Source organism: Variovorax sp. UC74_104, assembly GCF_044055375.1.
In the GTDB taxonomy this organism is placed as follows: Bacteria; Pseudomonadota; Gammaproteobacteria; order Burkholderiales; family Burkholderiaceae_C; genus Variovorax.
In genome coordinates this window covers 1439509-1462844 of the sequence record NZ_CP171978.1, presented here as the reverse complement: position 1 = coordinate 1462844, position 23336 = coordinate 1439509, and the positions used below count along the sequence as shown (strand labels likewise).

The 23336-nt window shown below is 69.8% G+C and carries 14 protein-coding genes; all 14 read right to left on the bottom strand.

What is annotated here, in order from left to right; all coding sequences use genetic code 11:
• Positions 1-14: 14 nt before the first annotated feature.
• Positions 15-2729 (bottom strand): type VI secretion system ATPase TssH, encoded by a 2715-nt coding sequence (tssH, locus tag ACHMXA_RS06850; RefSeq protein WP_395319564.1) that lies wholly within the window; start codon positions 2727-2729, stop codon positions 15-17.
• On the bottom strand, positions 2726-3829 hold the full coding sequence (gene tssG / locus ACHMXA_RS06845) for a type VI secretion system baseplate subunit TssG (protein WP_395319562.1): 1104 nt from the start codon (positions 3827-3829) through the stop codon (positions 2726-2728). Before tssG ends, tssH begins: the two co-directional genes overlap by 4 nt.
• A complete protein-coding gene (tssF, locus tag ACHMXA_RS06840; protein ID WP_395319560.1) occupies positions 3826-5718 on the bottom strand; it encodes a type VI secretion system baseplate subunit TssF in 1893 nt (630 codons plus the stop codon). Before tssF ends, tssG begins: the two co-directional genes overlap by 4 nt.
• Positions 5719-5725: 7 nt before the next feature.
• Complete coding sequence (gene tssE, locus ACHMXA_RS06835) at positions 5726-6241, bottom strand: type VI secretion system baseplate subunit TssE (protein WP_093204116.1); 516 nt, start codon at positions 6239-6241, stop codon at positions 5726-5728.
• Positions 6234-7073 carry a type VI secretion system accessory protein TagJ gene (locus ACHMXA_RS06830; RefSeq protein ID WP_395319557.1) on the bottom strand — a complete coding sequence of 280 codons (840 nt, stop codon included), beginning with the start codon at positions 7071-7073 and terminating at the stop codon, positions 6234-6236. The genes tssE and ACHMXA_RS06830 overlap by 8 nt, the downstream gene beginning before the upstream one ends.
• Positions 7074-7110: 37 nt before the next feature.
• Positions 7111-7668: a hypothetical protein gene (locus ACHMXA_RS06825; RefSeq protein WP_395319555.1), complete on the bottom strand. Its 558-nt coding sequence runs from the start codon at positions 7666-7668 to the stop codon at positions 7111-7113.
• A 54-nt stretch (positions 7669-7722) separates the two neighbouring features.
• On the bottom strand, positions 7723-9705 hold the full coding sequence (locus tag ACHMXA_RS06820; RefSeq protein WP_395319553.1) for a caspase family protein: 1983 nt from the start codon (positions 9703-9705) through the stop codon (positions 7723-7725).
• 149 nt (positions 9706-9854) lie between these two features.
• Entirely contained in the window at positions 9855-11036 is a 1182-nt protein-coding gene (locus ACHMXA_RS06815; protein WP_395319551.1) for a hypothetical protein, read from the bottom strand.
• Positions 11037-11063: 27 nt separating this feature from the next.
• Positions 11064-11813 (bottom strand): hypothetical protein, encoded by a 750-nt coding sequence (locus tag ACHMXA_RS06810; RefSeq protein ID WP_395319549.1) that lies wholly within the window; start codon positions 11811-11813, stop codon positions 11064-11066.
• 165 nt (positions 11814-11978) lie between these two features.
• Positions 11979-13604 carry a murein transglycosylase A gene (locus tag ACHMXA_RS06805; RefSeq protein WP_395319547.1) on the bottom strand — a complete coding sequence of 542 codons (1626 nt, stop codon included), beginning with the start codon at positions 13602-13604 and terminating at the stop codon, positions 11979-11981.
• A 53-nt stretch (positions 13605-13657) separates the two neighbouring features.
• Positions 13658-15460, bottom strand: coding sequence for a protein kinase (locus ACHMXA_RS06800; RefSeq protein ID WP_395319545.1), 1803 nt, complete (start codon positions 15458-15460; stop codon positions 13658-13660).
• Between the two features lie 886 nt (positions 15461-16346).
• Complete coding sequence (gene tagF, locus ACHMXA_RS06795) at positions 16347-16997, bottom strand: type VI secretion system-associated protein TagF (RefSeq protein ID WP_395319543.1); 651 nt, start codon at positions 16995-16997, stop codon at positions 16347-16349.
• The gene (gene tssM / locus ACHMXA_RS06790) at positions 16994-21958 is read right to left on the bottom strand and encodes a type VI secretion system membrane subunit TssM (RefSeq protein ID WP_395319541.1); all 4965 of its coding nucleotides are present in this window, start codon (positions 21956-21958) and stop codon (positions 16994-16996) included. The genes tagF and tssM overlap by 4 nt, the downstream gene beginning before the upstream one ends.
• A 31-nt stretch (positions 21959-21989) precedes the next feature.
• Positions 21990-23321: a type VI secretion system baseplate subunit TssK gene (gene tssK, locus ACHMXA_RS06785; RefSeq protein WP_395319539.1), complete on the bottom strand. Its 1332-nt coding sequence runs from the start codon at positions 23319-23321 to the stop codon at positions 21990-21992.
• Positions 23322-23336 lie beyond the last annotated feature (15 nt).

The window sequence follows — 23336 nt, the reverse complement described above, 5'->3', positions numbered from 1 at the left end:
GGGGTGGAGGCTTGTCAGTCGAACGCGTAGGTGAAGTCGGCGTCCTTCACGTCCAGCGCAACACGCCGGATCTCGCCGCCCGAAGCCAGCCGCTGCAGGTACTCGACCGAGATCGTCGGCAGCACGGTGTTGGTGAGGATCGCGTCGATCACGCGCCCGCCCGACTCCGGGTCCTGGCAGCGCGCGACCACCTGGTCGACCACCGCGTCGCTGTACTCGAAGGGCACGCCGTGGTTGGTTTCCACGCGCTTCTTGATGCGGCCCAGCTGCAGCCGCACGATCTTCTTCATCATCTCGGGCGACAGCGGGTAGTAGGGAATGGTGACGATGCGGCCCAGCAGCGCGGGCGGGAACACCTTCATCAACGGCGCCTTCAGCGCATCGGCCAGCGCGTTGGGGTCGGGCAGCAGCTCGGGGTCGCGGCACATGCTCATGACCAGCTCGCTGCCGGCGTTGGTGGTCAGCAGGATGATGGTGTTCTTGAAGTCGATCATCCGGCCCTCGCCGTCTTCCATCCAGCCCTTGTCGAAGACCTGGAAGAAGATCTCGTGCACGTCGGGGTGGGCCTTCTCCACTTCGTCGAGCAGCACCACGCTGTAGGGCCGGCGGCGCACCGCCTCGGTCAGGATGCCGCCCTCGCCGTAGCCCACGTAGCCCGGGGGCGCGCCCTTGAGCGTGGAGACGGTGTGCGCCTCCTGGAACTCGCTCATGTTGATCGTGATGATGTTCTGCTCGCCGCCGTACAGCGCCTCGGCCAGTGCGAGCGCGGTCTCGGTCTTGCCCACGCCGGAGGTGCCGCAGAGCATGAACACGCCGATGGGCTTCTGCGGGTTGTCCAGCCGCGCGCGCGATGTCTGGATGCGCCGCGCGATCATCTCCAGCCCGTGCTTCTGTCCGATCACGCGCTGGTTGAGCGTGTCGGCGAGCTTGAGCACCGCCTCCACTTCGTTCTTGACCATTCGGCCGACGGGAATGCCGGTCCAGTCGGCGACCACCGAGGCCACGGCCTGCTCGTCGACCGAGGGCAGGATGAGCGGCGATTCGCCCTGCACCGCATGGATCTTCGCCTGCAGCTCATGCAGTTCGGCCAGCAGCGCGGCGCGATCGGGTGCGAGCTCGGCGGATGCGGGCGCGGCCACATCGGTGGCCGTAGCGGCAGCCGGCGTATCCACCGGCTTGTTCCCCGCACGCAGCTTGCTGCGCAGCTCCAGCAGCCGGTCGACCAGCCCCTTCTCTTCCTGCCAGCGCGCATTCAGCGCATCGAGCTGCACCTTCGACTCGGCCAGCAGCGCGGCGACTTGCGCGGCGCGCTTGGTGACGTCGATGCCGATGGCCTCTTCGCGGCCGATGATCTCCTGCTCCACCGTCAGTCCTTCGATGCGGCGCATGCAGTCTTCCACCTCGGGCGGCGTGGCGTGCTGCGACACGGCCACGCGCGCGCAGGCGGTGTCGAGCAGGCTCACGGCCTTGTCGGGCAGCTGGCGCGCGGGAATGTAGCGATGGCTCAGCTTCACGGCCGCCTCAATGGCCTCGTCGAGCAGCTGCACGCGGTGGTGCTTCTCGAGCACGCTGGCCACGCCGCGCAGCATCAGGATCGCCTTGGTCTCGTCGGGCTCGGGCACTTGCACCACCTGGAAGCGGCGGGTGAGCGCCGGGTCTTTCTCGATGTACTTCTTGTACTCGGCCCAGGTGGTCGCGCCGATGGTGCGCAGGTTGCCGCGCGCGAGCGCCGGCTTGAGCAGGTTGGCCGCATCGCCCGTGCCGGCAGCACCGCCTGCGCCCACCAGCGTGTGGATCTCGTCGATGAAAAGAATGATGGGCGTGGGCGAGCTCTGCACCTCGTCGATCACCTGGCGAAGGCGCTGCTCGAACTCGCCCTTCATGCTCGCGCCGGCCTGCAGCAGGCCGATGTCGAGCGTGAGCAGCTTCACGTCCTTCAGCTGCGGCGGCACGTCGCCGCGCGCCAGGCGCTGCGCGAAGCCTTCGACCACGGCCGTCTTGCCGACGCCGGCCTCGCCGGTCAGCAGCGGGTTGTTCTGGCGGCGGCGCATGAGGATGTCGACGATCTGGCGGATCTCCTCGTCGCGGCCGGTCACCGGGTCCATCTCGCCCTTCTTCGCCTTCTCGGTGAGGTCGACCGCGAACTTCTTCAGCGCATCGCCCTTGCCCATGGCGGCCGGCGCCATCGCGCCGGAGTCTTCGCCGGGCGCGCCGCTGCCCATGCCGGTGCCGTCCTGCGCGCGCATCTGCGCCTCGGGCGAGGCGTCGCAGATCTTGGCGAAGTTGTCGGCCAGGTCTTCGACCTTCACCTTCTCGAACTGCTTCGACAGGCCGAACAGCGGATTGCGCAGGCTCTGCGTCTTCAGCATGCCCACCAGCAGGTAGCCGGTGCGCACCTGCGCCTCGCCGAACTGAAGCGTGGCGTAGGTCCACGCGCGCTCGATGGCGTTCTCGATGTGCGGAGAGAAGTCGCTGATGGCGGTGGCACCGCGCGGCAGGCGGTCGAGCGCGGCCGTCATGTCCTTGGCGATGACCGACACGTCCAGCCCGTAGTGCTGGATCACGCGGTGCAGGTCGGAGTCCTGCGCCTGCAGCAGCTGCGCGAACCAGTGCTCCAGCTCCACGTACGGATTGCCCCGCATCTTGCAGAACACGGTGGCGCCTTCGATGGCCTTGTAGGCCAGCGAGTTGAGCTTGCCGAAAAGGGCGGTGCGGCTGATTTCACTCATGAGGGACTCCGTATCTCTTCTGAACGAATGAAGATGGGCTTGTTGAAAGACTGGTTGCCGATGCGCACGTCGGCGGCGTCGCGCGAGCGCGGGCGCTCGCCGAGCCACGACACCCAGCCGAGGCGCGGCGCGCTGCCCTTCGCCTCGCCCAGGCGCGTGGGCGGCACCTGCACCTTCTCGAGCACGAGCTCGGCATCCCACTCGAGCTCGTCGCCGAGCAGCTGCTGCATCCAGCGCTGCAGCACGGGGCGGGCATTCCCGGTGGGCAGGAACATGCGGTACTGCTCCAGCGTGAGCGGCCCCAGGTGCAGGCGCACGCGGTGCTGGCGGTCCCAGGCGCGGGTGCCGAGCATGGCGCCCATGCCCATGGAACGCGAACTCTCGCCCTGCCCCAGCCGCGTGAGCTCGCCGGCCGGCAGGCTCATCCAGTGGCCGACCCAGCGCTCCAGCTTCACCGGCACGCCGAAGTAGCTGCACAGCACGCTCTCCACGCTTTCCACGTTGTGCACGCGGCGCGCGAGCCAGCCCGAGAAGTGCAGGCGCGCGTCGTCATGGATCTCGTCGCGCCCCACCCGTCCCGGCGCGCCGATGCCCACCAGCGCGCCGATCTGCAGGCGGAAGCGGTCCTCGCCTGGCCGGTCGAGCGCGACGGCGGGACGCGACTGCGCCCACGCGCGGTAGAAGTGCAGCGAGAAGCGGTGCGAGAAGCTGTCGAGAAAGGCCAGCCACGTCGGGTCGCCATGGTTCAGGCTGCGCTCGCGGATGAAGTCGCTCAGGTGCACCGGCAGCGGCCCGTTGGGGCCGATGTAGCCGAAGAACTGCTGGCGCAGGCGCGGCGGCGAATGCGCGGTGGCGGGCTCGAAGCGGCTGAAGCTCGCGGGCGCGAAAGAGAGCGACGGCTCCTGCCCCACGCGCACCGGCTCGGCGCCGGGCAGCAGCGCGCGGCCCCAGCGCGGCGTGGTCTTCGCGACCGACTCCAGCCGACGCATCACGGCGAAGTAGTCGAAGGCCCAGGGCTGGTCCGACCAGCCGCGCAGTGCCGCATCGACGCGCGCCTGCACGGTGCCGCCGGTCTCGGGTGCAGAGGCCGCGCTCGTCACAGGATCTGCCGCGTCCCGCACAGCGGCCTCCATCGCATGGTCTCGCCCTTGCCCGCGATGCGCAGCACGGTCTCGACGAAATGATTCACCTCGACGTGGCGCGAAAGAAAGCGTGCCAGCACGGCACCGAAGAGAAAACTGCTGTGGCCGTGGAAGGCGTCCTTGTCGACTTCGAGCGTCACCTCCAGCCCGCGGCCGAAGGCGATCGGCCCCTTCATCGGCAGGCGGCGCGCCACCGGCTTGCATTTCACCGACAGCAGCCCGCGCACCTGCCCCTGGCGCATCTCGTCGGCATGCACCGCATAGAGCATCAGCGTCTCGCGCAGCGCGGCCGCGCCCTGCTCCGGCGTGCTGTCGGACAGCGAGAGGTAGTTGAGCGCGAGGTGATCGACCACGCGCCAGCCCAGCCCCTGGCTCACCACCGGCGACACCGGCCGCGACGGCCCGCGCACCATGCGCACGCGCTGCACGGGGAAGGAATCGACGCAGTCGAAGTCGTTCTCGCGGCCCAGCGGCATCAGCAGGGGCAGGTCGCGGTTGGTGCACAGCGCGCTCACGGCCAGCTGCCGCAGGGTGGCCGAGTAAGGCGCCTGCTGCGGATCGACGATCTGCATGTAGACCTCGGAGCCGATGTGGCTGCTTCGGTTGCCCTCGGTGCGCTGGCGCACCGACAGCATGCGCGGCTCGCGCGTGGTCGTGAAGTAGGCCGGATGGCTCAGGCGGCTGCCGTGAAAGGCCGAATAGAAGGGCCTGAACGGCTGCTCGGCCGCGACCGCATCGCTGCCGGGCGCGCCATGGCCGATGACCTCGGTGACGGTGTGCACCTCGAAGTCCTGCGGGCGCGTGCGGTCCGGCACGAGGTGGAACTGGCTCACGCCCTCGGTCATGGCCACGCGGTCGAGCCGCTTGCTGAAGAGGTTCACCGCGGGCACGCAGTGCAGCAGCACGTTGTCCGCGCTCACGAGCTTCTCGAGCGCTGCGTCGCCGCGCGAGAACAGCAGCACGATCTCGACTTCTGCAACAGGCATCTCCGCCAGCAGCGCCTTGAGCCCGCCGATGCGCACGAACTGGAAGCGCTGCGGGAACGCGAAGTACTCCTGCAACAGCCGGAAACCCGAGAAGCCGGTGGCCGTCACGGGCAGCAGCGCCTCGTCATCCTCGAAGCCGACCGCGCCGATGGCGCTCGGCGGCAGGCTGCGCGGCGTGCCCTGCAGCGCGCCGCCCGGCCCCAGTGGCCGCACGAGCACGCCGATGGGCTGGCCCAGCGCGCATTCGTGCAGCTGCCAGGCCACGTCTTCCGCGCCGCCGAAATGCAGCACCAGGTCGTCGAGCGCGATCTGGCTGAAGTCCAGCCCGGCCGTGGCACGCAGCGTGATGCGCAGCCCGCCGCGGATGGCGCGCGACTGCGGATGCGTGTTCAGCGGCAGGTCGGGCGCGTAGGTGAAGTACTGCGCACGCTGCACCTCGATGGGCCAGACGCGCAGCGCGCTCGCCGTGCGGAACTCGCAGTGCGTGTTCTGCCCCACCGCCTGCCGCGCGCGCAGGCCGCTACCGCGCGGCAGGCTCGGGCCGGTGGCGAGGTTGGCGTCGTCGGGATCGGGCGCGAAAGAGACCACCACCATCGCCGGCGTCGGCGCGAGGAAGTGCGGATAGACGATGTCCAGCAGATGGCCGGTGAAGCGTGGGTACTCGGCATCGAGCTTCAGGCCCACGCGCGCAGAAAGGAATGCAGTGGCCTCGATCAGCCGCTCCACGTACGGGTCGGCGACCTCCTGGCCTTCGATGCCAAGCCGATGCGCAATCTTTGGAAATGCGCGCGCGAACTCCGAAGAGCTTTCGCGGAAGTAGCGCAGTTCCTGTTCGTACAGACTCAGCAGCCGAGGGTCCATGTCGGACTTACCTTGGGTTCTGCGCCATGTCCACTATCTCGATGCGGCCCTCTTCAAGATCTACGCGGCTTCGCATGAGGAACTCCAGCGGCACGGGCTGCGCCCACAGCATGCCGCGGATCTGCAGGCCGATGCTGTTGTGCGAGTCCAGTGCGGGGCCTTCCATGATGAGTTCGACTTCGAGTGTTCGGGACAGGATGCGCGGCTCGAACTGCAGGATTGCGTTCTTCAAAGCCTGTTCCATGCTGACACGCTGCACCGACGAGGTGAACTGGCCAGACAGCATAGGCAATCCGTAGTTGATGACCGAGCGCGCCGCGTTGGGGTACTGCCTGTCGTCCATCGAGAGGCCGTAGCCGGTGGCGTTGAAGAGCCAGCCCAGGTCGCGCAGCACGGCCTGGCGCAGCGCCTGCTTGGTCAGCGTGCGCTTGTCGTCGCCCTCGCGCTTCTCGTCGGGCGCGTTGTCGACGAGGCGGTCGAGCAGCGAGGGCTGCAGCCGCTCCTGCGCCGTGAGCTCAGCCATCGACCGCACCCTCGGCCGGCGCTTCTGCCTCCGCTTCCGCCGGCGTGAACAGGATCTCACGCACGTCCATCAGCGCGTACTCGTTGCCGTCGCTGCTGCTGAGCACGCGCTGGCCCCAGCCGGCCCAGACCTCGGGGCGCAGCTCGCGCCACTCGGTCTTGCGCGCGAGGCGCAGCTCGCCGTCTTCCTGCTTCTCGGTGCCTTCGTAGCGCGTGGGAATGAGCGCGAGCGTCTCGCCGCCGTTCTCGAACTGCAGGTGCGCGGGCATCCACACGCAGTCGCGCAGGTCCTCGGGCGGCTCGATCTTGATGTGCGCGAGGCGCGCGTACGGAATCCAGTAGTACTTGCCATTGACGAATGCCTCGAGCACCGGGCCCAGGCGCATGTCCGCATCGGACAGCCACTCGAAGGGCTTGCCGTCGATGGTGCCGCCGATGGCGGGCGCGCCGTCGAAGGCGCGCTGGCGCAGGTCTTCCGCCAGCTCGCTCTCACCGCGGCCCTGGCGCAGCAGCGACTCGATGAGCAGCGCCAGCCACTCGTCGGGCTGGCCGAAGATCATCGGCGTGCGCGTGCCGGCGAACACTTCGGCGCGCAGGCCCTCGCAGCGCACGGCCTCGCCGTAAACCTGCTTCATGGGCACGGCCAGCGCGTCGAGCTCGGCCGCCACGGTGAGCTGGTTGAGCGCGCGCTCCCACTGCCCCAGCACGCACAGCAGCTGCGCCATGAACACGCGGTGCTTGCTGTCGGAAGGCTTGGCGCGCACGTCGTCGCTCAAGGCCTTGAGGGCGGCTGCAGGGTCGGCGGCCTTAAGGAATTCGGCGGCGGTGGTCATGGTGTGCGGCTCCTTGTGGCTGGACTCGGTGCGCGGCTCATGCGCGCGTGAACTGGCATTCGCGCACCGCGCCGCGCAGGCCGGTGGTCTTCTGCGGGGCCGAGCGCACCTTCACCGTCCGGTAGCTGATGGAGATCAGCTCCGAGGGCACGCCCCAGTGGCCGCCCGAGCTCAGCACCAGCCGGCAGATGCGCGCGTTCTCCAGCAACATCTCGAAGGTCGACTGCGCATCGGGCGAGCGCTCGTCGCCGCCGGACTTGAAGGCGCTGATCATGATCTTCAGGTCCTTCTCCTGCGCGCGCAGCAGGCTGGCGATGGTGGCGGTGGCCGCGTCGCTGCGGCGCGCGACGATCAGGTTGTTGGGCACCACCTGGTTCTGGCTGGAAGACTCGGGCACCTGCACCGACCAGTAGTAGCCGCCGATGTTCAGGCGCGCCTTGCCGTCGTCGAAGCTGCGCTCCAGCTCGCCTTCGACCGGGGCGCCCTTGTTCTCGATCAGCATGACCAGGTCGGTCTCGGACGAGCCGGTGCCGATCAGTTCGTAGAACTGGCGGGCGTCTTCAGGGCTCCAGGAGCCGTCGTCTAGGAATGCCATATCACCTCCGGAAATCGATGGAACAAGAACAGGAAAGAAGAAGAACTGGAACCGTCATGGCCTGGCCCCCGCGTCCGCCCCGCCGCTCCTGCGCAGCAGGGCCGCGAACACCTGGCGCTCGGCGCTCTCGGCCGGCGGCTGCCCGCCGCGCACGCGCACTTCCGACACATCGGCCTGCGCGTAGCCCACGCCGAAGATGCGCGGCGCGCTGTAGGGCGTGGCGGGCACGGCCATGACCAGCAGTCGCGCGTCGCCCGCCGCATCGAGCCAGGGCAAGTCGAAGCGCTTCACCGAAGGCTGCTCCGGCGTGCCGCGCTTGAAGCGGTTGGTTTCGCCGGACTCGTCGGGGTACACCGGCTGCAGGTTGCCGCGCGCGTCGATGCCCGCGATGACCAGATCGAGCGAACGGCCGCTGGTGTTGCGAACGTTCAGGCGCAGGCGCTCGCCGGTGCGCGCGGCGGGCAATGCGTTCGCCGCCTGTGCAACTGGCACGCTGCGCAGCAAGCGGTCGCCGCTCCACACCTCCAGCGCGACGTCGAAGCCGTCGAGCTGGCCGTCCTTGCCGTAGCCCTGCAGCTGCGAGAGCCACTTGAGCTGCGCCAGCGCCTGCAGCCGGCGGCGCAGCGCGGCGGTGTCGGGCAGCACCACGGTGGAAACGCTCGTACCGAAGAGCGGCGCCAGCAGTTCGAGGCGCTGGCCCGATGGGCCGAGATCGGTCCAGCGCACGTCGGCGGTGGCGGCGTCTTCGGCCACGCGGATCGCGGCCGGGTAGTCGAGGCTGAGGCCGGCGGGCAGCGGCTTGTCGACGCGAACGCGCAAGGCGGTCGCGGCGGGCTCGCTCATCGGCGTGACGCTCCAGAAGGCGCTGCCCGGCACGTCCTTCAACGCAGCGGGCACGGCGAGCCACGCGCCGCCGAGCTTGATCTGCGCCACCGTGGCGGACGCGCCGCGCACGGTGCCGTCGTCGAGCGTCGCGAGCACGCGCAGCTCCTGCTGCTGCGCGAGGCCGTCGAGCAGGCCCGCCTTGATGGCCAGGCTGTCGCCGCTGCGCTGCGCGCGCCACACGGGGCGCGTGGATGCGGGAGCGCCGCTGTTGGCAAACAGCGGCGCATCGAGGTTGCCTTCGGCCACCGGCGATGGGAGCTCGCGCGTGGGGAAGCGCTGCGCGAGCTCGTCGATGACCGGCGGGTACAGCGCGAGCACGCCGTCGAACAATTCCCGCCAGGTGGCGGGCTTGCGCGAGAGGGCCTCGACCATCGCCCAGGTCAGCAGGCCCTGCGGCCTGGCGTTGCGCGCCTTGCGCGGCAGGCGCAGCTCGGGCGTGATCTGGTGGCTCTCGGACGCGAAGAAGGCCACGTAGCGGGCGCGCGGCACGGCCTCGGCCGGCGCGGGTGGCGCCAGCGCGCGCGCGGGCGGCGCACCGGCCGCCAGTTGCGTCGCGCGCAGGCCGCGCCATCGCACCTCGTCGTCGGGCGGACCCTCGGCGGTGGGCGGCGCATCGGCGGTGCCGCGCGTCATGGAGTTGGCGGAGCAGGTGTCGAACACCGAGGCGACGAACACGTTCTTCGCGAGGAAGGACTGGATCCACGCATCGAAGTCCACGTCGCGCAGGTCGCCCGCCAGGGCGTTGTCGCTGCCGAGCGTGCCGCGCACGTCGCGCGCGAGGAAGTTCTCCGAGAGCCCGTCGGGCTCCTGGTAGCGCTTGACGATGTCGCGCAGCCGCGTGCCGTGGCCGGAGAAGTACAGCAGCACGAAGTCGCCGCTCTTCGACTGCGCGAGCAGCTTCGTCAGCGCGTCGTGGATCGCTTGCGCCTCGGGCAGCGCGGCGCCGTTCACGCCGTCGGCCAGCACGGCGATGTCGGTCGCCGCGAAGCCTTGCTTCTGCAATGCGTCGCGCATCAGCAGCACGTCGTTGCGCGGCGCCTGCAGCCAAAGCGCCTGCGGCTGGTTGACCAGCTCGGAAACGCCGACGAGCAGCGCGCGCTGGGTGGCGAATGCGAGGCTGCAGCAGGCGAGCAGCCACAGGACGAGCAGCACCTGCAGAAGGCGCAGTTGCCTTGCTCCTTCTCTTCTCGGCACAAGGATGGGACGAGGCTGGCGAGGACGCCTCATGTACGTGCCATGCGCGCCCGTTCCCGGCCTGCCCCAGTGGACAAGGGAGAAGGAAGACTGGTGCGCGGCGCGTTTCATGGCCGCTGCTCCCCGGCGCGTTGCGCCGGCCCGGCCGACTCGACCAGCGGCGAGGCAGCGAGCACCGCCAGCGCATCGACCGGCTCGGGTACGCGCAGGCGCCATGCGCCGTCGCCGCCCGGCCCGCCCACCACGTCGGCCGAGATCGACTGCAGAAGCCTGTCGGCCTCGTCCATGCGCACGCCGGCCTTCCAGCGCACCATCAGGTCCGCGCGTGCCGGCGCGGGTGCCGCGGGCACTGCGCGGAAGCGCACTTCGTCTTCCTCCGGCCCCGCGCCGGGTCCGCCGAGCAGCCCTATGTTCTGGACCACCACGACCAGCGCAAGCACGGCGAAGGCCGGGCGCACCCAGCCTTCGGACCCGAACCAGCGGCGGATGCTGCCCCACCAGCCGCCTTCGGGCCCGGGCTGCGGCCGCGCGGGCGAAGCGGCGGACGGAGCAGCGGGAGAGGCCGAAGCCTCCTCGCCCTGCGGCCGCGACAGCGCCTTGCCCAGCTCGAGGCCGACGTCGCGGTACAGGTCCTGGTACTCGGTGCGCGGGTCTTCGGGCCCGAGCGGCGTGCCCGACAGCACCGAGAAGACGCCGCCGCCCACGCTGCGCAGCGCGATGCGCCCCGGCTCGGGCGCGATGGCCGGAGCGGCGTGCGCGGCCCATTCGTCGTGCACCGCGCGGACCGCCGCGAGCCGCGTGGCCGTGACTTCGCCGAGCACGCGCGCGCAAAGCTGCGGGCCGGGCTCGAGCGTGAGCACGTTCCAGGCCTGGATCACGCCGAACGCAGGCTCGAAGGGCTCGTCGTCCGGCTCCAGCAGCACGTCGAAGGCGCCGGCCCAGTCGGCCTCGCCCGCGGCCATCCAGCCCTGCCAGAGTTCGCCCTGCACGCGACGGTCGAGCAGCACGCCGAGCATGCGCCCCTGGTGCAGCACGCTGACGAGGCGGCCCGGCGCCCAGCGGGCCGGGAAGGCGCGCCGGGCCACGGCCTCGCGGCGCCGGGCCAATTCGGTGAGCGGCAGCAGCAGGTCGGACGCGGCCGTCGGCGAAGGTTCGGCCCCCGGCGGCGCTCCGGGGGATATGCCCGGCATCGCGACGGTGGCGGTGCCGGGTGCGCCGCCGGGCACGGCCGTGCCTGTTTCCAGCGTGCTGCGTATCACGCTGAGCGGGGGCCAGAGGTCGTGGGTCATGGCGTCTGTTCCTGAATGGCTATGTCTTCAGGCATAAGACGCTTCAGCACCGAGGATTTTGAAAACCTGCAGGATCGCCGCCATGTTGCCGGGCTCGATGGCGATGCCCAGCGTCTGCTGCAGCCAGCCGCCGAGCCGGGTCTTGGCGTAGTCCGCCGTCAGCCCCTCGCGCTTGTGCACGAGGCCCAGCCGGCCCGCGCGGTAGTGGTAGGAGGCAATGGCATGGCGCGAGGCGATGCCCGAGAGCCCGCCCTCGGCCTCCTTGCCGAAGCCCTCGCACAGCAGCAGGCGCTCGGGCTCGGGCAGCCCGGCGATGAATTCGCGCGCGGCCTTCTGCACCGCCTGCATGCTCAGGCCGTGTTCGGCGAGGCAGCCTTCGAGGTCTTCGCCCGCGCCGATCTCGTCTTCGAGCTGGGCCTCGGTGATCTGGTCGCCGATGGAGAGCTTGCGGCGGAAGGAACTGGCGCGCGTGCAGTCGATGAGGTAGCGGCGGAAGTAGGCGCACAGCGCGAAGGCGGTGGAAGGCGCGCTGTGGCCGGCGCGCTCCTCGGCCTCGTCGGGGTCGGCATCCAGCCGCAGCACCTTCACGTAGATGAACTGCGCCACCAGCTCCTGCCGGCCCTCGCCCAGCACCTGCAGCTCGGGCGGGTTGCAGGCCACCAGCGCATCGCCCACGATGCGGTACATGGCGCCCATGTCGTCGGGGGACAGCGTCTGGCGCCGTCGCCACAGGCGGACGAGCTCGCTGCTTTCCGCGGACGACAGCGTCTCGATCATTGGCTCACCCCCAGGCTGCGCGCACTTCGTGTCGCTTCGCCCACCCCCTTGCAGGGGCAACACCGGCGGCCCGGCAAAGCCGGTTCCGCGGTGTTCCCCGAACGGGCCTCGCTTCGCGGGCCGGCGGGATGGCCATGGGCCCGGGGTCTCGCATCTCTCGATCCTTCAGTCGTCGACGCAGGTGCCCTCCGAAGGCACCAGGCACTGCGGCAGGTTCGCGCCCACCGGCCCGCCGCGCGTGCGGATGGCCGAGGACACGGCCGCCTGCGCCACGGCAAGGCCGCGCGGCAGCAAGATCCATAGCTGGCCGCGCTCCTTCATGCGGCGCGCGTTGGTGGCAGCCTGCTGGCCGTTGCCGAAGAAGTAGTCGGCCCGTACCGCGCCGCGGATGGCGCCGCCGGTGTCCTGCGCGATGGTCAGGCGCTGCATGGGCGCGCCGCTGCCGGGCGTGCGCGTGGAGACGAACACCGGGTATCCCAGCGGCGTGCTGCGCGGATCGACGGCAATGGAGCGCCCCGCCGACAGCGGCACGCCGAAGGCGCCCACCGGTCCGCCCACGGGCGAAGGCGATTCCTTGAAGAACACGTAGCTCGGGTCCTTGATGCCCGAGCCCGTCACCGCGCCGGCCGCCGGACGCCGCCCCGGCACCACCACCGGCCCGCTGGCCACCGGCCGCGCGAGCGTGAAGCCGCGCGTACGGATCGTGCCGTCGGCCACCGCGCCGATGTCGCTGTCGTCGTCGCCGTCGTCGAGCTGCAGTTCGATGGACGAGCCGCGCACCTTCACCGGGCTGCGCGGCTTGCCGTTGGCGGCCTGCGCAAGCGTCGGGCGGAAGGGCTGGCCGTTCTGCTCCGCATAGGCCACGCGCACGATGTCGCCGTTGGCCATGCGGATGCGGCCCGAGCCCTGGATCTGCATCTCGTACAGCGCGGTGGCGCTACTCACGAAGGCCAGCACCTTGGCATTGGGCGCGCCCTTGGTCTCGATCTCCTCGCGCGTGTAGTACGGCAGCAGCTGCTTGCCCTCGATGCGCAGGCGCACCTTGCGGTCGAGCGTGTCGCGCGAGATGGCCGAGAGGTCCAGCGCATAGAGGCCGGGCGCGCCCATGTCGCGCGTGCTCAGGCCGGTCTGCACCACCACGTTGCGGCCTTCGACGCGGGCCGCCACGGTGCCGTTGCCCGGCGGCAGCTTGCGCGCGTCGGCGAAGAGCATGTCCTCGGGCTGGCCGTACACCGGATAGATGAAGGGGGCGCCGTACTGGCGCGCGCCCGCGATCTCGGGCTCGAAGTAGCCGGTGACCACGCCGTCGGGGCGGCGGTCGTCGTCGCGGATCTGGTAGGCAGAGAACTCGCTTTCGAAGAACCCGCGGATCGCGTTGTTGTTCTTGCTGTCGACCTTCAGCGCGCGGTCGCACACCGACTTCCATTCGGCGCCGCGACCGTTGAGCACCTTGCAGCTGCCGAGGAAGGCCGGCCAGCTCTCGGAGAAGTCGTCGCGCGACCAGCCCGGCACCGCGTCGAAGCTCACCGAGGTGTAGGTGGCGAGCTGCGTCGAGAAGGTGCGGGCCTGGCCGGCCAGGCTCGCCCCGGGGGGCGGGCGCGATGCGGCGGAGTCGGTGCCCGTGGCAGCGGTGTTTGCCGCGCTGGTGTCGGTGGCAGCCGGCGGGGGCGCCGCGCAGCCCGCCAGCGATGCGATGGCGGCGGCAACGCTCCAGCGGAGTGCGCAGGCCAGCGTGCGCCCCCGGGGTTGCTGTTGTCGACGCTGCTGCTGCGGTTGCGAAATGGTCATCATGAAAGCCTCCTTGTCCGAAAGTCACGGCCCGAAGGCCGACGCTCTGCAGACGATTACTTCTCGACGATTTTGAAATTGCCGACGCCGTAGACGTCGTTGCACGGGGTGTTGGGCGCGCACACCGGCTTGCCCAGCAGCGGCGACGGGCCGGCGCCGCGCGTGGCCTCCAGCGCGGCCAGCACCGGCAGCGGGAACACGGGGAACACGCCGTCGTTCTGCACGCCGGCGGCGCTGAAGTCGCGCTCGTGCTCGCTCACCAGCACCGCGAACTGGTCGGTGCCGGCCGGCCCGCCCGCGTCCATCGGCCACGAGGCGCGCGGCAGAGAGAGCGTGCCGCCCGCGGTGATCTTGTTGTACTTGTCCAGCAGGTTCGGGAACAGCAGGAACATCTCGCCGCCGCTCGACAGCAGGAACACGTAGACGAAGCCCTCGCGCTTGCTGCGGACCTCGAAGGCGAGCCGGTCCTTGCCGATCGCGACCTCCGCCTTCTTCGGCGTGGCCGTCACGTCGAAGCCGGGCGTGGCGCCCGTCGCGAGCGACTGCAGCGACTCGGCCGGCGTGCGCGGCGCGGGAGGAGGTGCCGGAGGTGGTGGGGGCGGCGGAGGCGGAGGCGCCTCCGCGACCTTGGTGTCGGGTGCCGGTGCCGGCGTGCTGGCGACGACCGGCTTGTCGTCCGAGCCGCCGCGCCCCTGGAACCACCACCAGCCGCCACCGGCCGCCGCAGCGAGCACGGCGATCGATGCGAGGGCGACGGCGGTCTTGCTGCCGCTGCCGCCGCTGCCCTTGCTTTCTTTTGGCGCGGGCGCAGGTGCCGGCGCTTTGGCCTTGCCCGCGATGACCGTCGCCGCATCGGCATTCGCGCCCATCGACGTCCGGCCGCCCGATGAGGACGAAGGCGGCTGCGTGCGCGGCACCGGCGCGATGCTGTGTCCCACTTCCAGGTCGAGCGCCGCGCGAAGCGCCGCCATCGATTGCGGCCGCTGCTCGGGCCGCACGCCCAGCCCCGCGTCGATCGCCTCCAGCAGCCGCGGGCTGTAGCGCTTGCGCAGGATCTCGTTGCCCGCGAGCGGTACGTAGCTGTCTGACAGCAGCCGCGCCACCGAAGGCGGCGGCGCACGGCCGCACACCGCCACGTGCATCACCGCCGCAAGCGCGTAGACGTCGGTCCATGCGCCCTGCGACATGTCGGGCATCTCGGCGTACTGCTCGATCGGCGCGTAGCCCGGCTTCAGGATCACCGTGATCGCCTGCGTCTTGTCGGTGATCACGCGCCGCGCCGCGCCGAAGTCCAGCACCACCGGACGGCCCGAGCCTTCGAGCAGGATGATGTTGTCGGGGGCGATGTCGCGGTGGTAGCAGTTGGCGTTGTGCATCACCGCGAGTGCCTGCGTCACGCCGTCCATGATGCGGATCAGCCAGGCCTCATCGACGCCCGCGGGAATCGACACCAACGCCTCGCGCAGCGTTTCGCCGCGGTAGAAGGGCATGACCATGTAGGTCGTGCCTTTTTCCTGCCAGAAGCGGTAGACCTTCAGCAGCGACGGGTGGTCGAACTGGGCCAGCAGGCGGGCTTCGTTGATGAAGCTGCGCATGCCGAGGTCGAAGGTTTCGCGGTGTCTTTCCGATAGCGGGACTACGGTGCCGTCGTTCTGCCTTGTCGATAGGGATGTGGGGAGGTATTCCTTGATCGCTACCACGCGCTCCAGCGTGTGGTCCCACGCCTCGTAGACGACGCCGAAGCCGCCCTGGCCTATGACTCGGGTGACTTCGAATTCTGCGAGGCGGCTGCCTACGGGTAGGAGGCCGGCCTCCGTTGCGCCGGTGGCTGGGCTTGTTACCGGGTTCGAGCCGGGCATGCTCGTGGGGGTGCCTGCAGTGATGACTGTGGCTGAGGTGTCGCCCGTTGTCGTGGGTTGCGACGGCGGAGTCGATCTGGGACTACGCGGGTGCGGTCGTCTTCGTTGGAGTCGGTCATTGACTGGCTCCTTGTTTGATAGTGCTGAGTGTTTGCTGCCCGAGGCCGGGTCTCGGCCCGGCGGCCGACCTACTTTTCTTTGCTTCGCCAAAGAAACGTAGGCAAAAGAAAGGCGACCCCACTGTCTGCGACCCCTTCGCTACGCTACGGGGCAACCTGCGGTGCTCGCGTTTCGCGGGGTCCGCAGAACTCGCTTCGCTCAAACAGCTGCGGCCCTGATCCGCGAAACGCTCCGCTCCTCGGCGCAGCCAGAGGGGATTGGGGACGCACGGGCCATCGCTACGCTCGGCCACCAAGGCATTGCAGGCGCTTTGCGCCTGCAATGCTTGGAATGAGATGGCGAGGGTGTTGGGATTGCGTGTGCTGCCAGCGCCGCCAGTGCGGCGGGTCCTGCCAGTCCCGTCGGTTCCGTTGGCTCCGCTAGCCCCATCGATATCAGCTCCGCCCCACCATCCCCCACCGAGCGAAGCAAAGGCCCGTGCGGGCTGTTCGGTAGCCGAGCGCAGCGATGGCGCGTCCCACTCCCTTCTGGCTGTGCCGAGGAGCGCAGGCGCGGGAGGGATCAGGGCCGCAGCTGTTTGAGCGAAGCGAGTTCTGCGGACCCCCTCCTGCGCCGAGCACCGCAGGTTGCCCGTAGCGAAGCGGAGGGACACAGACAGTAGGGTCGCCTTTCTTTTGCCTACGTTTCTTTGGCGAAGCAAAGAAACGTAGGTCGCCTGCCGGGGCGAGACCCGGCCTCGGGAAAGAAAAACAAAGAGAGGCCTTCATCACCCCTCCTCCGCAAATCCAAAAAACAAAGCATCGAACTGTTCATCCCGAGGCAACCCGGTACAGAGCATCCGAATCCCATGCTCGGCAGCGGGATCACTCAACCAAAGCGACGCCCCCGCCAAGGGCAAATCCAGCGATTCGACAACGCTCTCCCGTTCCTCGGAGGACAAAGCCGCCTCAACAAACAGCCGCTGCAGCACAGCATCAAACCGCAGCGCATCCAGATCCCCATCAAGCCCTTCCAACGCAGCATGCGTCGCAAGAGCCCACCACCGCAGCGCAGCAGCCAGCGCCTCCCCCCGCAGGGTCCCGGGCGAATCCGCATCCAGCTCCACCGCAATGGCAAACGGAAAGTACCGCCCCACCCCATCCACGGAAGGCATCAACACCCCGATCCACGCCCGCTCCCCAGCCACCTGCCTCCCCAGAGCAAAGCACCAGACAGGCGCCTCCAGATACCGCTCGGTCCAGTCGGACCGATCCCGCAGCCGCGACATCCCCCGCTGCAGCCACTGATCCCAAACCGCGCGAAACGCCTCCGGCAGCCGCCGATGCGCGAAGTCGCCCATGCCGGGCAGCTTGCCGAACCAGCCCGGCAACGCAGTCGAGGCAAAGAGAGAAGAAGGTGAAGAAGCGGCTTCGCTCACAGCCCCTCCGGACATGAAAACTCACGCAGCTCGCGCAGGCGGATCGGATGCTGCACGCTGTTGGTCGTCACCTCGAATCGCGTCTTGCGCGCACCGATCTGGAAGGTGATGAAGAACTTCTCGGGCGCGTCGCCCGCCTCCAGCTGCCCGTCGTCGAGCGCGCGGAACAGCGCCCACGGGCCGTCCACCGCCGCGCCGGAGCTGCCGGTGGTCGAGGGCGGGCTGACCTGGATGCGCACCTGGTTGCTGCCCTTCGGCCCCGGCCACTGCACGGCCATGGGCACGACGGGGCCGTGCGCGTACTTCACGAGCTGGCCGTCGACGTCGAGGATGAACTGGGTGATGCCTGCATCCATCTCCACCGGCTTGAAGTCCAGGCGCATCGAGGGCCCCCGTCCGCCGCCGCGGAAGAAGATTTCCTTGATGCGCGCGGCGCGCTCGAACTGCGCGATCGCCTGCGTGGTGATGGCGCCGCGTTCGGCCACGGGCTTGTAGCGCCACGGCCGCGTGCTGGTATCGACGATGGCGGCCAGGCGCTTCTGGAAGAAGTCGTCCATCAGGCCGCCGGGGCCGAACATCTGGCCGAAGTCCTCGGGCAGCACGTCGCGCTTGCTGCTCTGCACGAAGGGGTAGCGGCCGGCGATCGCGCGAGCGCAGAACTCGGTGACGGGGCGCAGGTCCTGGCTCAGGTTGCCGCGCTCGGCCACCTGGGCCTGCGCGGCGCCGGCCTGGCTCAGGTTCTCGACCATGGAGCGCACCGGCTCCGGCAGGCGGCCGGCGTCGGACTTGAGCTTGCCGGCCACGTCGCCCGGCGGCGGCGAGGTGCGGCCCTTCACGGCCGTGTCGACGGCGTTGAGGTACACGTACACCTCGTTGAAGAGCTTCAGCGCGTCGTCGATGGGCGCGGGCTGGTTGGGGCCGCCCGCGGTGACGAGCCGGCGCAGCGCCTCGAAGCGGTCGTCCACGATGCTCTCGATGCGCTTGCCGGGCGCCACCTGGCGGCCAGGGTCGCTGCCGAACAGGTCTTCCAGGCCCTTGCGGGTGTTGCGCACGGTCTCGGTGGCCTTGCTGACCACGTCCTTGTTGGCGTCGGCGGCGGGGATCAGCGTGGTCTGCTTGACCACGGCGCGCAGGAAGTTGGCGAGCGGCGAATCGACGCCCGAGAGAATGCGCGCGGTCTCGATGTTCTTCTCCAGGCCGTTCACGCGGATCAGGCGCACGTCGGCCAGCAGCGCCTCCCACTGCTTGACGTATTCCTCCAGGTAGAGGCGCCGCACGCGGTCGGTCAGCGCGCCGAGCGCTGCCACGTCGCGCAGGCGGTCGGCGGCGTTGCGGTCCTGGCCCAGCACCCACGGGTCTTCGTTCGCGAGCAGGCCGGTGAGCACGGTCACCTCGTTCTGGAAGCGCTTGTGATAGCCGTCGTACGTGAACATGCCAGGCACGCCATCGGACAGCGGCTTGCCACTGATGCGCTCGAACACCAGCGGGCCCGAGGGGCCGGTGGCCGTGGCCACGCTGAAGGCCGGGATGTCCTTGCTGGCGCGCTGGCGCTTCAGGCGGCTGAACACGCGCTGCTCCAGCGGATAGCTCGCGAGCACGGCGCGCACGCTGCGCACCAGGTTCTCGTCCATCTTGAGCGGCGAGCGCGGCGGGCCCTGGGCGATGAGCACGTCGAGCTGGTCCTCGAGCTGCTTGCGCTGGTCTTCGGGAATGCCGCGGTCGAGGTTGCGCGACCAGTCGAGGGTGATCCAGGCCTTCAGCGCCTCGGGGTCGAAGTGCTCGGGCTGGTAGAGCATCAGGTAGCTCTTGAGCGCCTCGTAGGTGAACTCGAGGTTGTCCTTCTGCGCGGTGCGCAGCTGGTCCTCGATGCGCTTGGCGATCTGCGGCAGGAAGGCGTCGTTGAGGGCGCGCTGGTGCGTGAGCATGGCGGCCGCGTCGAGCTTGTCGCCCTGGTAGAGGCCCAGCGTCATCGACAGCGGCTCGTCGCCCTGGCGGTTGTCGGGCGTCTTCCAGATGTCGCGCAGGCTCTGCAGCACGGGCGCGACCTCCACCAGGTTCTGCACGCGCGCGGGCAGCGCCGCGAGGTTCTGCCGGGCGGGCTCCACGCGGGCCTCGACCGACTTGAGATAGTTCATGTTCTGCAGCGTGCTGTAGCCCCAGGCCGCGAGCAGGCCGACGGTGACGAGCGTCATCGCCGTCACGCCGATCACGCGCAGCGTGTGGCGGCGGCGCTCCAGCTTCACGTCGGCGCCGGCCAGGCGCTGCTCGGGAAACACCACCTCGCGCAGCAGCGAAGTGAGGAAGTAGCTGCGCCCGCTGGACTTCTGCGGCGCGAGCATCGCGCGCTCGATGCCGAAGCTGCGCGCGAGGCTGCCCATCACGCGGTCGATGGGGCTGCCTTCCTGCGTGCCGCTGGTGAAGTACACGCCGCGCACCCACGGCGGCTGCGCGAAGCGCGAACCGGTGAACACCTGCTCCAGCAGGTCCGACAGCAGCGGCCCGATGGAGCCGAACTGCGCGGGAAAGCCGAAGATGGCCGCGCGGCGGTTGCCGTCGGTCTCGCGCTGCATGCGCGCGATGAGGCCGTCGTTCACGCGGTTGTGCAACAGCGCGAACTCGCGGTTGAAGGCGGTGGAAAGGCCCTTCTCCTCGACCTGCAGGTTCTCGTCGGCCGGCAGCGTGAAGCCGAAGACCTGCGCGCGCTGCTCCTTGCCCAGGTCGTCGAAGTAGTCGGTGAAGCCGTAGAGCAGGTCGCTCTTGGTGACGAGCACGTACACCGGCAGCCGCGTGGTGAGCTTGCCGTCGAGCTCCAGCAGGCGCGCGCGGATCGATGCCGCGAGCTGCGTGCGCGCCTCGGGGCCCTGGCTCAGCAGGTCGGCCACGCTGACGGTGAGGAACACGCCGTTCAGCGGCCGGCGCGGACGCACCTTCTTCAGCAGCCCCAGGAAGCCTTCCCACGCGCTCTTGTCTTCCGACTGGTGGCTGTCCTGCGTGGTGTAGCGCCCGGCGGTGTCGATGAGCACGGCCTCGTCGGTGAACCACCAGTCGCAGTTGCGCGTACCGCCCACGCCGCGGATCGCGCCGGGGCCGAACTTCTCGGCCAGCGGAAAGCTCAGGCCCGAGTTGACCAGCGCGGTGGTCTTGCCCGCGCCCGGCGCGCCGATGAACACGTACCACGGCAGGTCGTAGAGATAGCTGCCGCCGGAGATGGAAAGCCAGTCGCGCCAGCCCGGCTTCCTGCCGGCGGCGTGCATGCGCATCTGCTTGAGCGTGGCGACGGCTTCGCTGAAGCGCGTGTCGAGGATCTTCTGCTCGCCGTTGACGGGCGCATCGGCCTTGGCGGCGGGCGCCTTCATGAGGCCGTCGGTCAGGTGCTGGCTCGCGCGGCGTGCTTTCCAGCGGCGGTACAGCGCGCGCAGCACCACGACGAGCACGATGACGCCGATGACGATGGCGCGCGTGGTCTCGCTCTCCAGCGGCGCGAGCGAGCCGATCTTCACCAGCGGGCCGATCCACCAGATCAGCAGCGCGACGACGATGAGCGCCAGCAGCGTGAGCAGCAGCGGGCTGAACAGGAAGCCGAAGATTTTCTTGATCATTTCGTCGCTCCCGTGGCTGGAGCAGCAACTGGAGCGGCTGCGGGGGGCGGTGGCGACGACGCCCTCAGGCCCGGTCAGCAGCACGATCTCGACGCGGCGGTTGCGCGCGCGGTTGGCCGGTGAGTCGTTGGGCGCCACCGGCTCGGCGTCGGCCTTGCCGTCGGAGCGCATGCGCGCCGGATCGACCAGCGTGGAAAGCGCGCCTTTCACCGCATCGGCGCGCGCGGCCGACAGGTGCCAGTTCGACGGATAGCGCAGCGAGCGGATCGGCTGGTTGTCGGAGTGGCCGGTGATCAGCACCTCGCCCTTCACCTCGGCCAGCGCCTGGCCGATGCGGCGCAGCACCGGCAGCGACTGCGGCATCGGGTCGGCGCTGCCGGAGCCGAAGAAGGAGTCGCCGCGCAGGCGCACCACGCTGCGGTCGGCCTCGTCGGTCACCGTCACCAGGCCCTGCTTCACCTCGGGCTCAAGGAAACGCGCGAGGCGCGGCGTCTTCGCCGGCAGCGCGGGCGGCGCGATCTGGATGTTGGGCGCGCGCAGGCTGGACACCGCGGCGTACGTGGTGTCGGAGCGGTAGTTGAGCGTGAGCCGCAGCCCGAACCATGCGAGCGCCAGCAGCAGCGCGAAGCCGGCCGCGAACACCCACAGCGGCAGCGATTCGCGCAGCCGCACCGTGCCCGCGCCCTGCCCGCGCCAGTGCGGCGAGAGTTCGGCCTCCACCGGTGGACGGTCCTTGGCGATGAGGTCGGCCAGGCGCTGGCGCACCGAGTCGAGCTGCGCTCGGCCGTTGTCGATCACGCGGTAGCGGCCCTCGAAACCGAGCGCGAGCACGCTGTAGATCAGTTCCAGCAGCTGGCGGTGCGTGGGCACGTCCTGCGCGAGCTTGGCCAGCAGCTGGAACACCTTCTCGCCGCCCCATGTCTCGTTGTGGAACTGCACCAGCAGGCTCTGCTTGTTCCAGCCGGCCTGCACGCCCCAGGGCGTGTTGGCCACGGCCTCGTCGAGCGCGGTGCACAGCACGTAGCGCGCGGCGAGCACCGACTCGTTGCCCACGCCCGCGCGGCGCGCGCTGGCATCGAACTGGTTCACCGCGTCGGCGGTCGATGCGCGCAGGGCCGGCACGTTGGGCGGCTGCGCGAGGTTGCGCAGCTTGCCGATCAGCACCAGCAGCTTGCCGGCGGCCGACACCAGCGGATTGAGCAGGCCCAGCTCGCCGACGTCGGCAGCCGGCGTCGGATCGGCGCCCCCGAAGAAAGGCGCCGGCGCGGGCGCAGGCGGCGTTCCGGCCGGCGTGCGCGGCTTGGGCTTGATGACCGTGCGCTCCGACTCGAAGGCGGCGAAGGGATCGGGAGGTGTGCTCATGATGGCTCCACGCTGACGGTGCCACTGGGGGTCATGCTCGTATCGCCCAGAACTGGAGATCGAGGCCGGGGAAGTCCCCCGCGATGTGCATCGCGATACCCCCCGACTGCTCGAGCTGCCGCCACAGGTCGCTGTTGCGCGTTTCCAGCTCGAAATAGTTGGCGCCCGTGTGGAAGGGAATCTGCCTCGGCGCCACCGGCATCGGCGTGAGCGTGACGCCCGGCAGCGCGAGGTTGACGAGGTCGCGGATGCGCTCGACCGGACCGATCTTGACCTGCGTGGGAAAGCGCGCGCGCAGCGCCTCGCTGGACATGCTGGCGCTCACCGCGAGCACGAAGGTGGCCTTGCGCTGCAGTTCCACGTCGGTGACCACCGCCACGCGCACGCCGTGCTTGCGGTCGTGCAGCTCGATGCGGATGGCCGACTGCTCGAACACCATCGACAGGCTGCGGCGCAGATCGTCCATGAGCGGGCGGAAGCTCATCGCGAGGTCGTCGTGGATGTAGGGGCCGAAGCGCGACACGCGGCGCGAGTCGCGAAAGCTCGCAAGGTCGCCCGCCAGCCCCAGCGCATGCTCGTAGAAATGCTGCGGGTGCAGCATCGCGCTCTTCGCGAGGTGCGCGAAGATGGCCTCGTTGCGGTTGACGGCCTGCAGCAGCATGAAGTCGGCGATCTCGGCCACGCCGCCGGTGCCGCCCTGCGTGAGCCGGCCGGCCAGCGCCTCGCCGCGCTGGCGCAGCAGGCCCAGCAGCTCGTCGAGCCAGGCGCGGATGACGGCATGGCCGGCCACGTCGAGCAGCGGCGGCAGCATGGCGCGGTCGAGCTGCACCTGGTTGTCGACGCGGCGCTCGACCACGCGGGCCACGCCGATGGTGGTCCAGGCGTCGGTGGCCTCGCTCGCGCGCATCAGGCGCGTGTGCAGCTGGCCCAGTTGCAGCATCGCGGTGCGCTCGCCGGCGGTGTTGGAGTCGGGCACTTCCGACTCGAGCACGCGGTGGCGCACCAGTTCTTCATATTCTTCAGCGTCGGCCTCGCGCGCGCCGGCGCGGCGCAGCGGCAGCGCGAGCACCACGGCCTCGTCGCGCATGGTCGAGGGAATGTCGATGGGCTCGGGCAGCGGGTCGACCGCCGGCATGTCGAAGACGGTGCCGTCGCCGAAGATGCCCACCGCGCGCACCAGCGCCAGCTTGCCCAGCGTGAGCGCGGCGGGGTCGATCTCCAGTTCGGCGAAGCCCCATGCGTAGGGCGTGGTCGAACGCAGCAGCACGTGCCGCGCGTGATCGGCATGACGCTCGCTCTGCTGCAGGTGCTGAGGCTGCAACAGCATCCCCTCGCTCCAGACCACTTTTGTTCGCCAACTCATCCGCACTCCGTCAAC

What these genes read in the sequence shown, in the direction of transcription:
- tssM (WP_395319541.1), bottom strand. Translation starts at nt 21,958, where the DNA reads ATGAGCACACCTCCCGATCCCTTCGCCGCCTTCGAGTCGGAGCGCACG.
- ACHMXA_RS06810 (WP_395319549.1), bottom strand. Translation starts at nt 11,813, where the DNA reads ATGATCGAGACGCTGTCGTCCGCGGAAAGCAGCGAGCTCGTCCGCCTG.
- ACHMXA_RS06805 (WP_395319547.1), bottom strand. Translation starts at nt 13,604, where the DNA reads ATGATGACCATTTCGCAACCGCAGCAGCAGCGTCGACAACAGCAACCC.
- ACHMXA_RS06800 (WP_395319545.1), bottom strand. Translation starts at nt 15,460, where the DNA reads ATGCCCGGCTCGAACCCGGTAACAAGCCCAGCCACCGGCGCAACGGAG.
- tssH (WP_395319564.1), bottom strand. Translation starts at nt 2,729, where the DNA reads ATGAGTGAAATCAGCCGCACCGCCCTTTTCGGCAAGCTCAACTCGCTG.
- tssF (WP_395319560.1), bottom strand. Translation starts at nt 5,718, where the DNA reads ATGGACCCTCGGCTGCTGAGTCTGTACGAACAGGAACTGCGCTACTTC.
- tssE (WP_093204116.1), bottom strand. Translation starts at nt 6,241, where the DNA reads ATGGCTGAGCTCACGGCGCAGGAGCGGCTGCAGCCCTCGCTGCTCGAC.
- ACHMXA_RS06830 (WP_395319557.1), bottom strand. Translation starts at nt 7,073, where the DNA reads ATGACCACCGCCGCCGAATTCCTTAAGGCCGCCGACCCTGCAGCCGCC.
- ACHMXA_RS06815 (WP_395319551.1), bottom strand. Translation starts at nt 11,036, where the DNA reads ATGACCCACGACCTCTGGCCCCCGCTCAGCGTGATACGCAGCACGCTG.
- tssK (WP_395319539.1), bottom strand. Translation starts at nt 23,321, where the DNA reads ATGAGTTGGCGAACAAAAGTGGTCTGGAGCGAGGGGATGCTGTTGCAG.
- ACHMXA_RS06825 (WP_395319555.1), bottom strand. Translation starts at nt 7,668, where the DNA reads ATGGCATTCCTAGACGACGGCTCCTGGAGCCCTGAAGACGCCCGCCAG.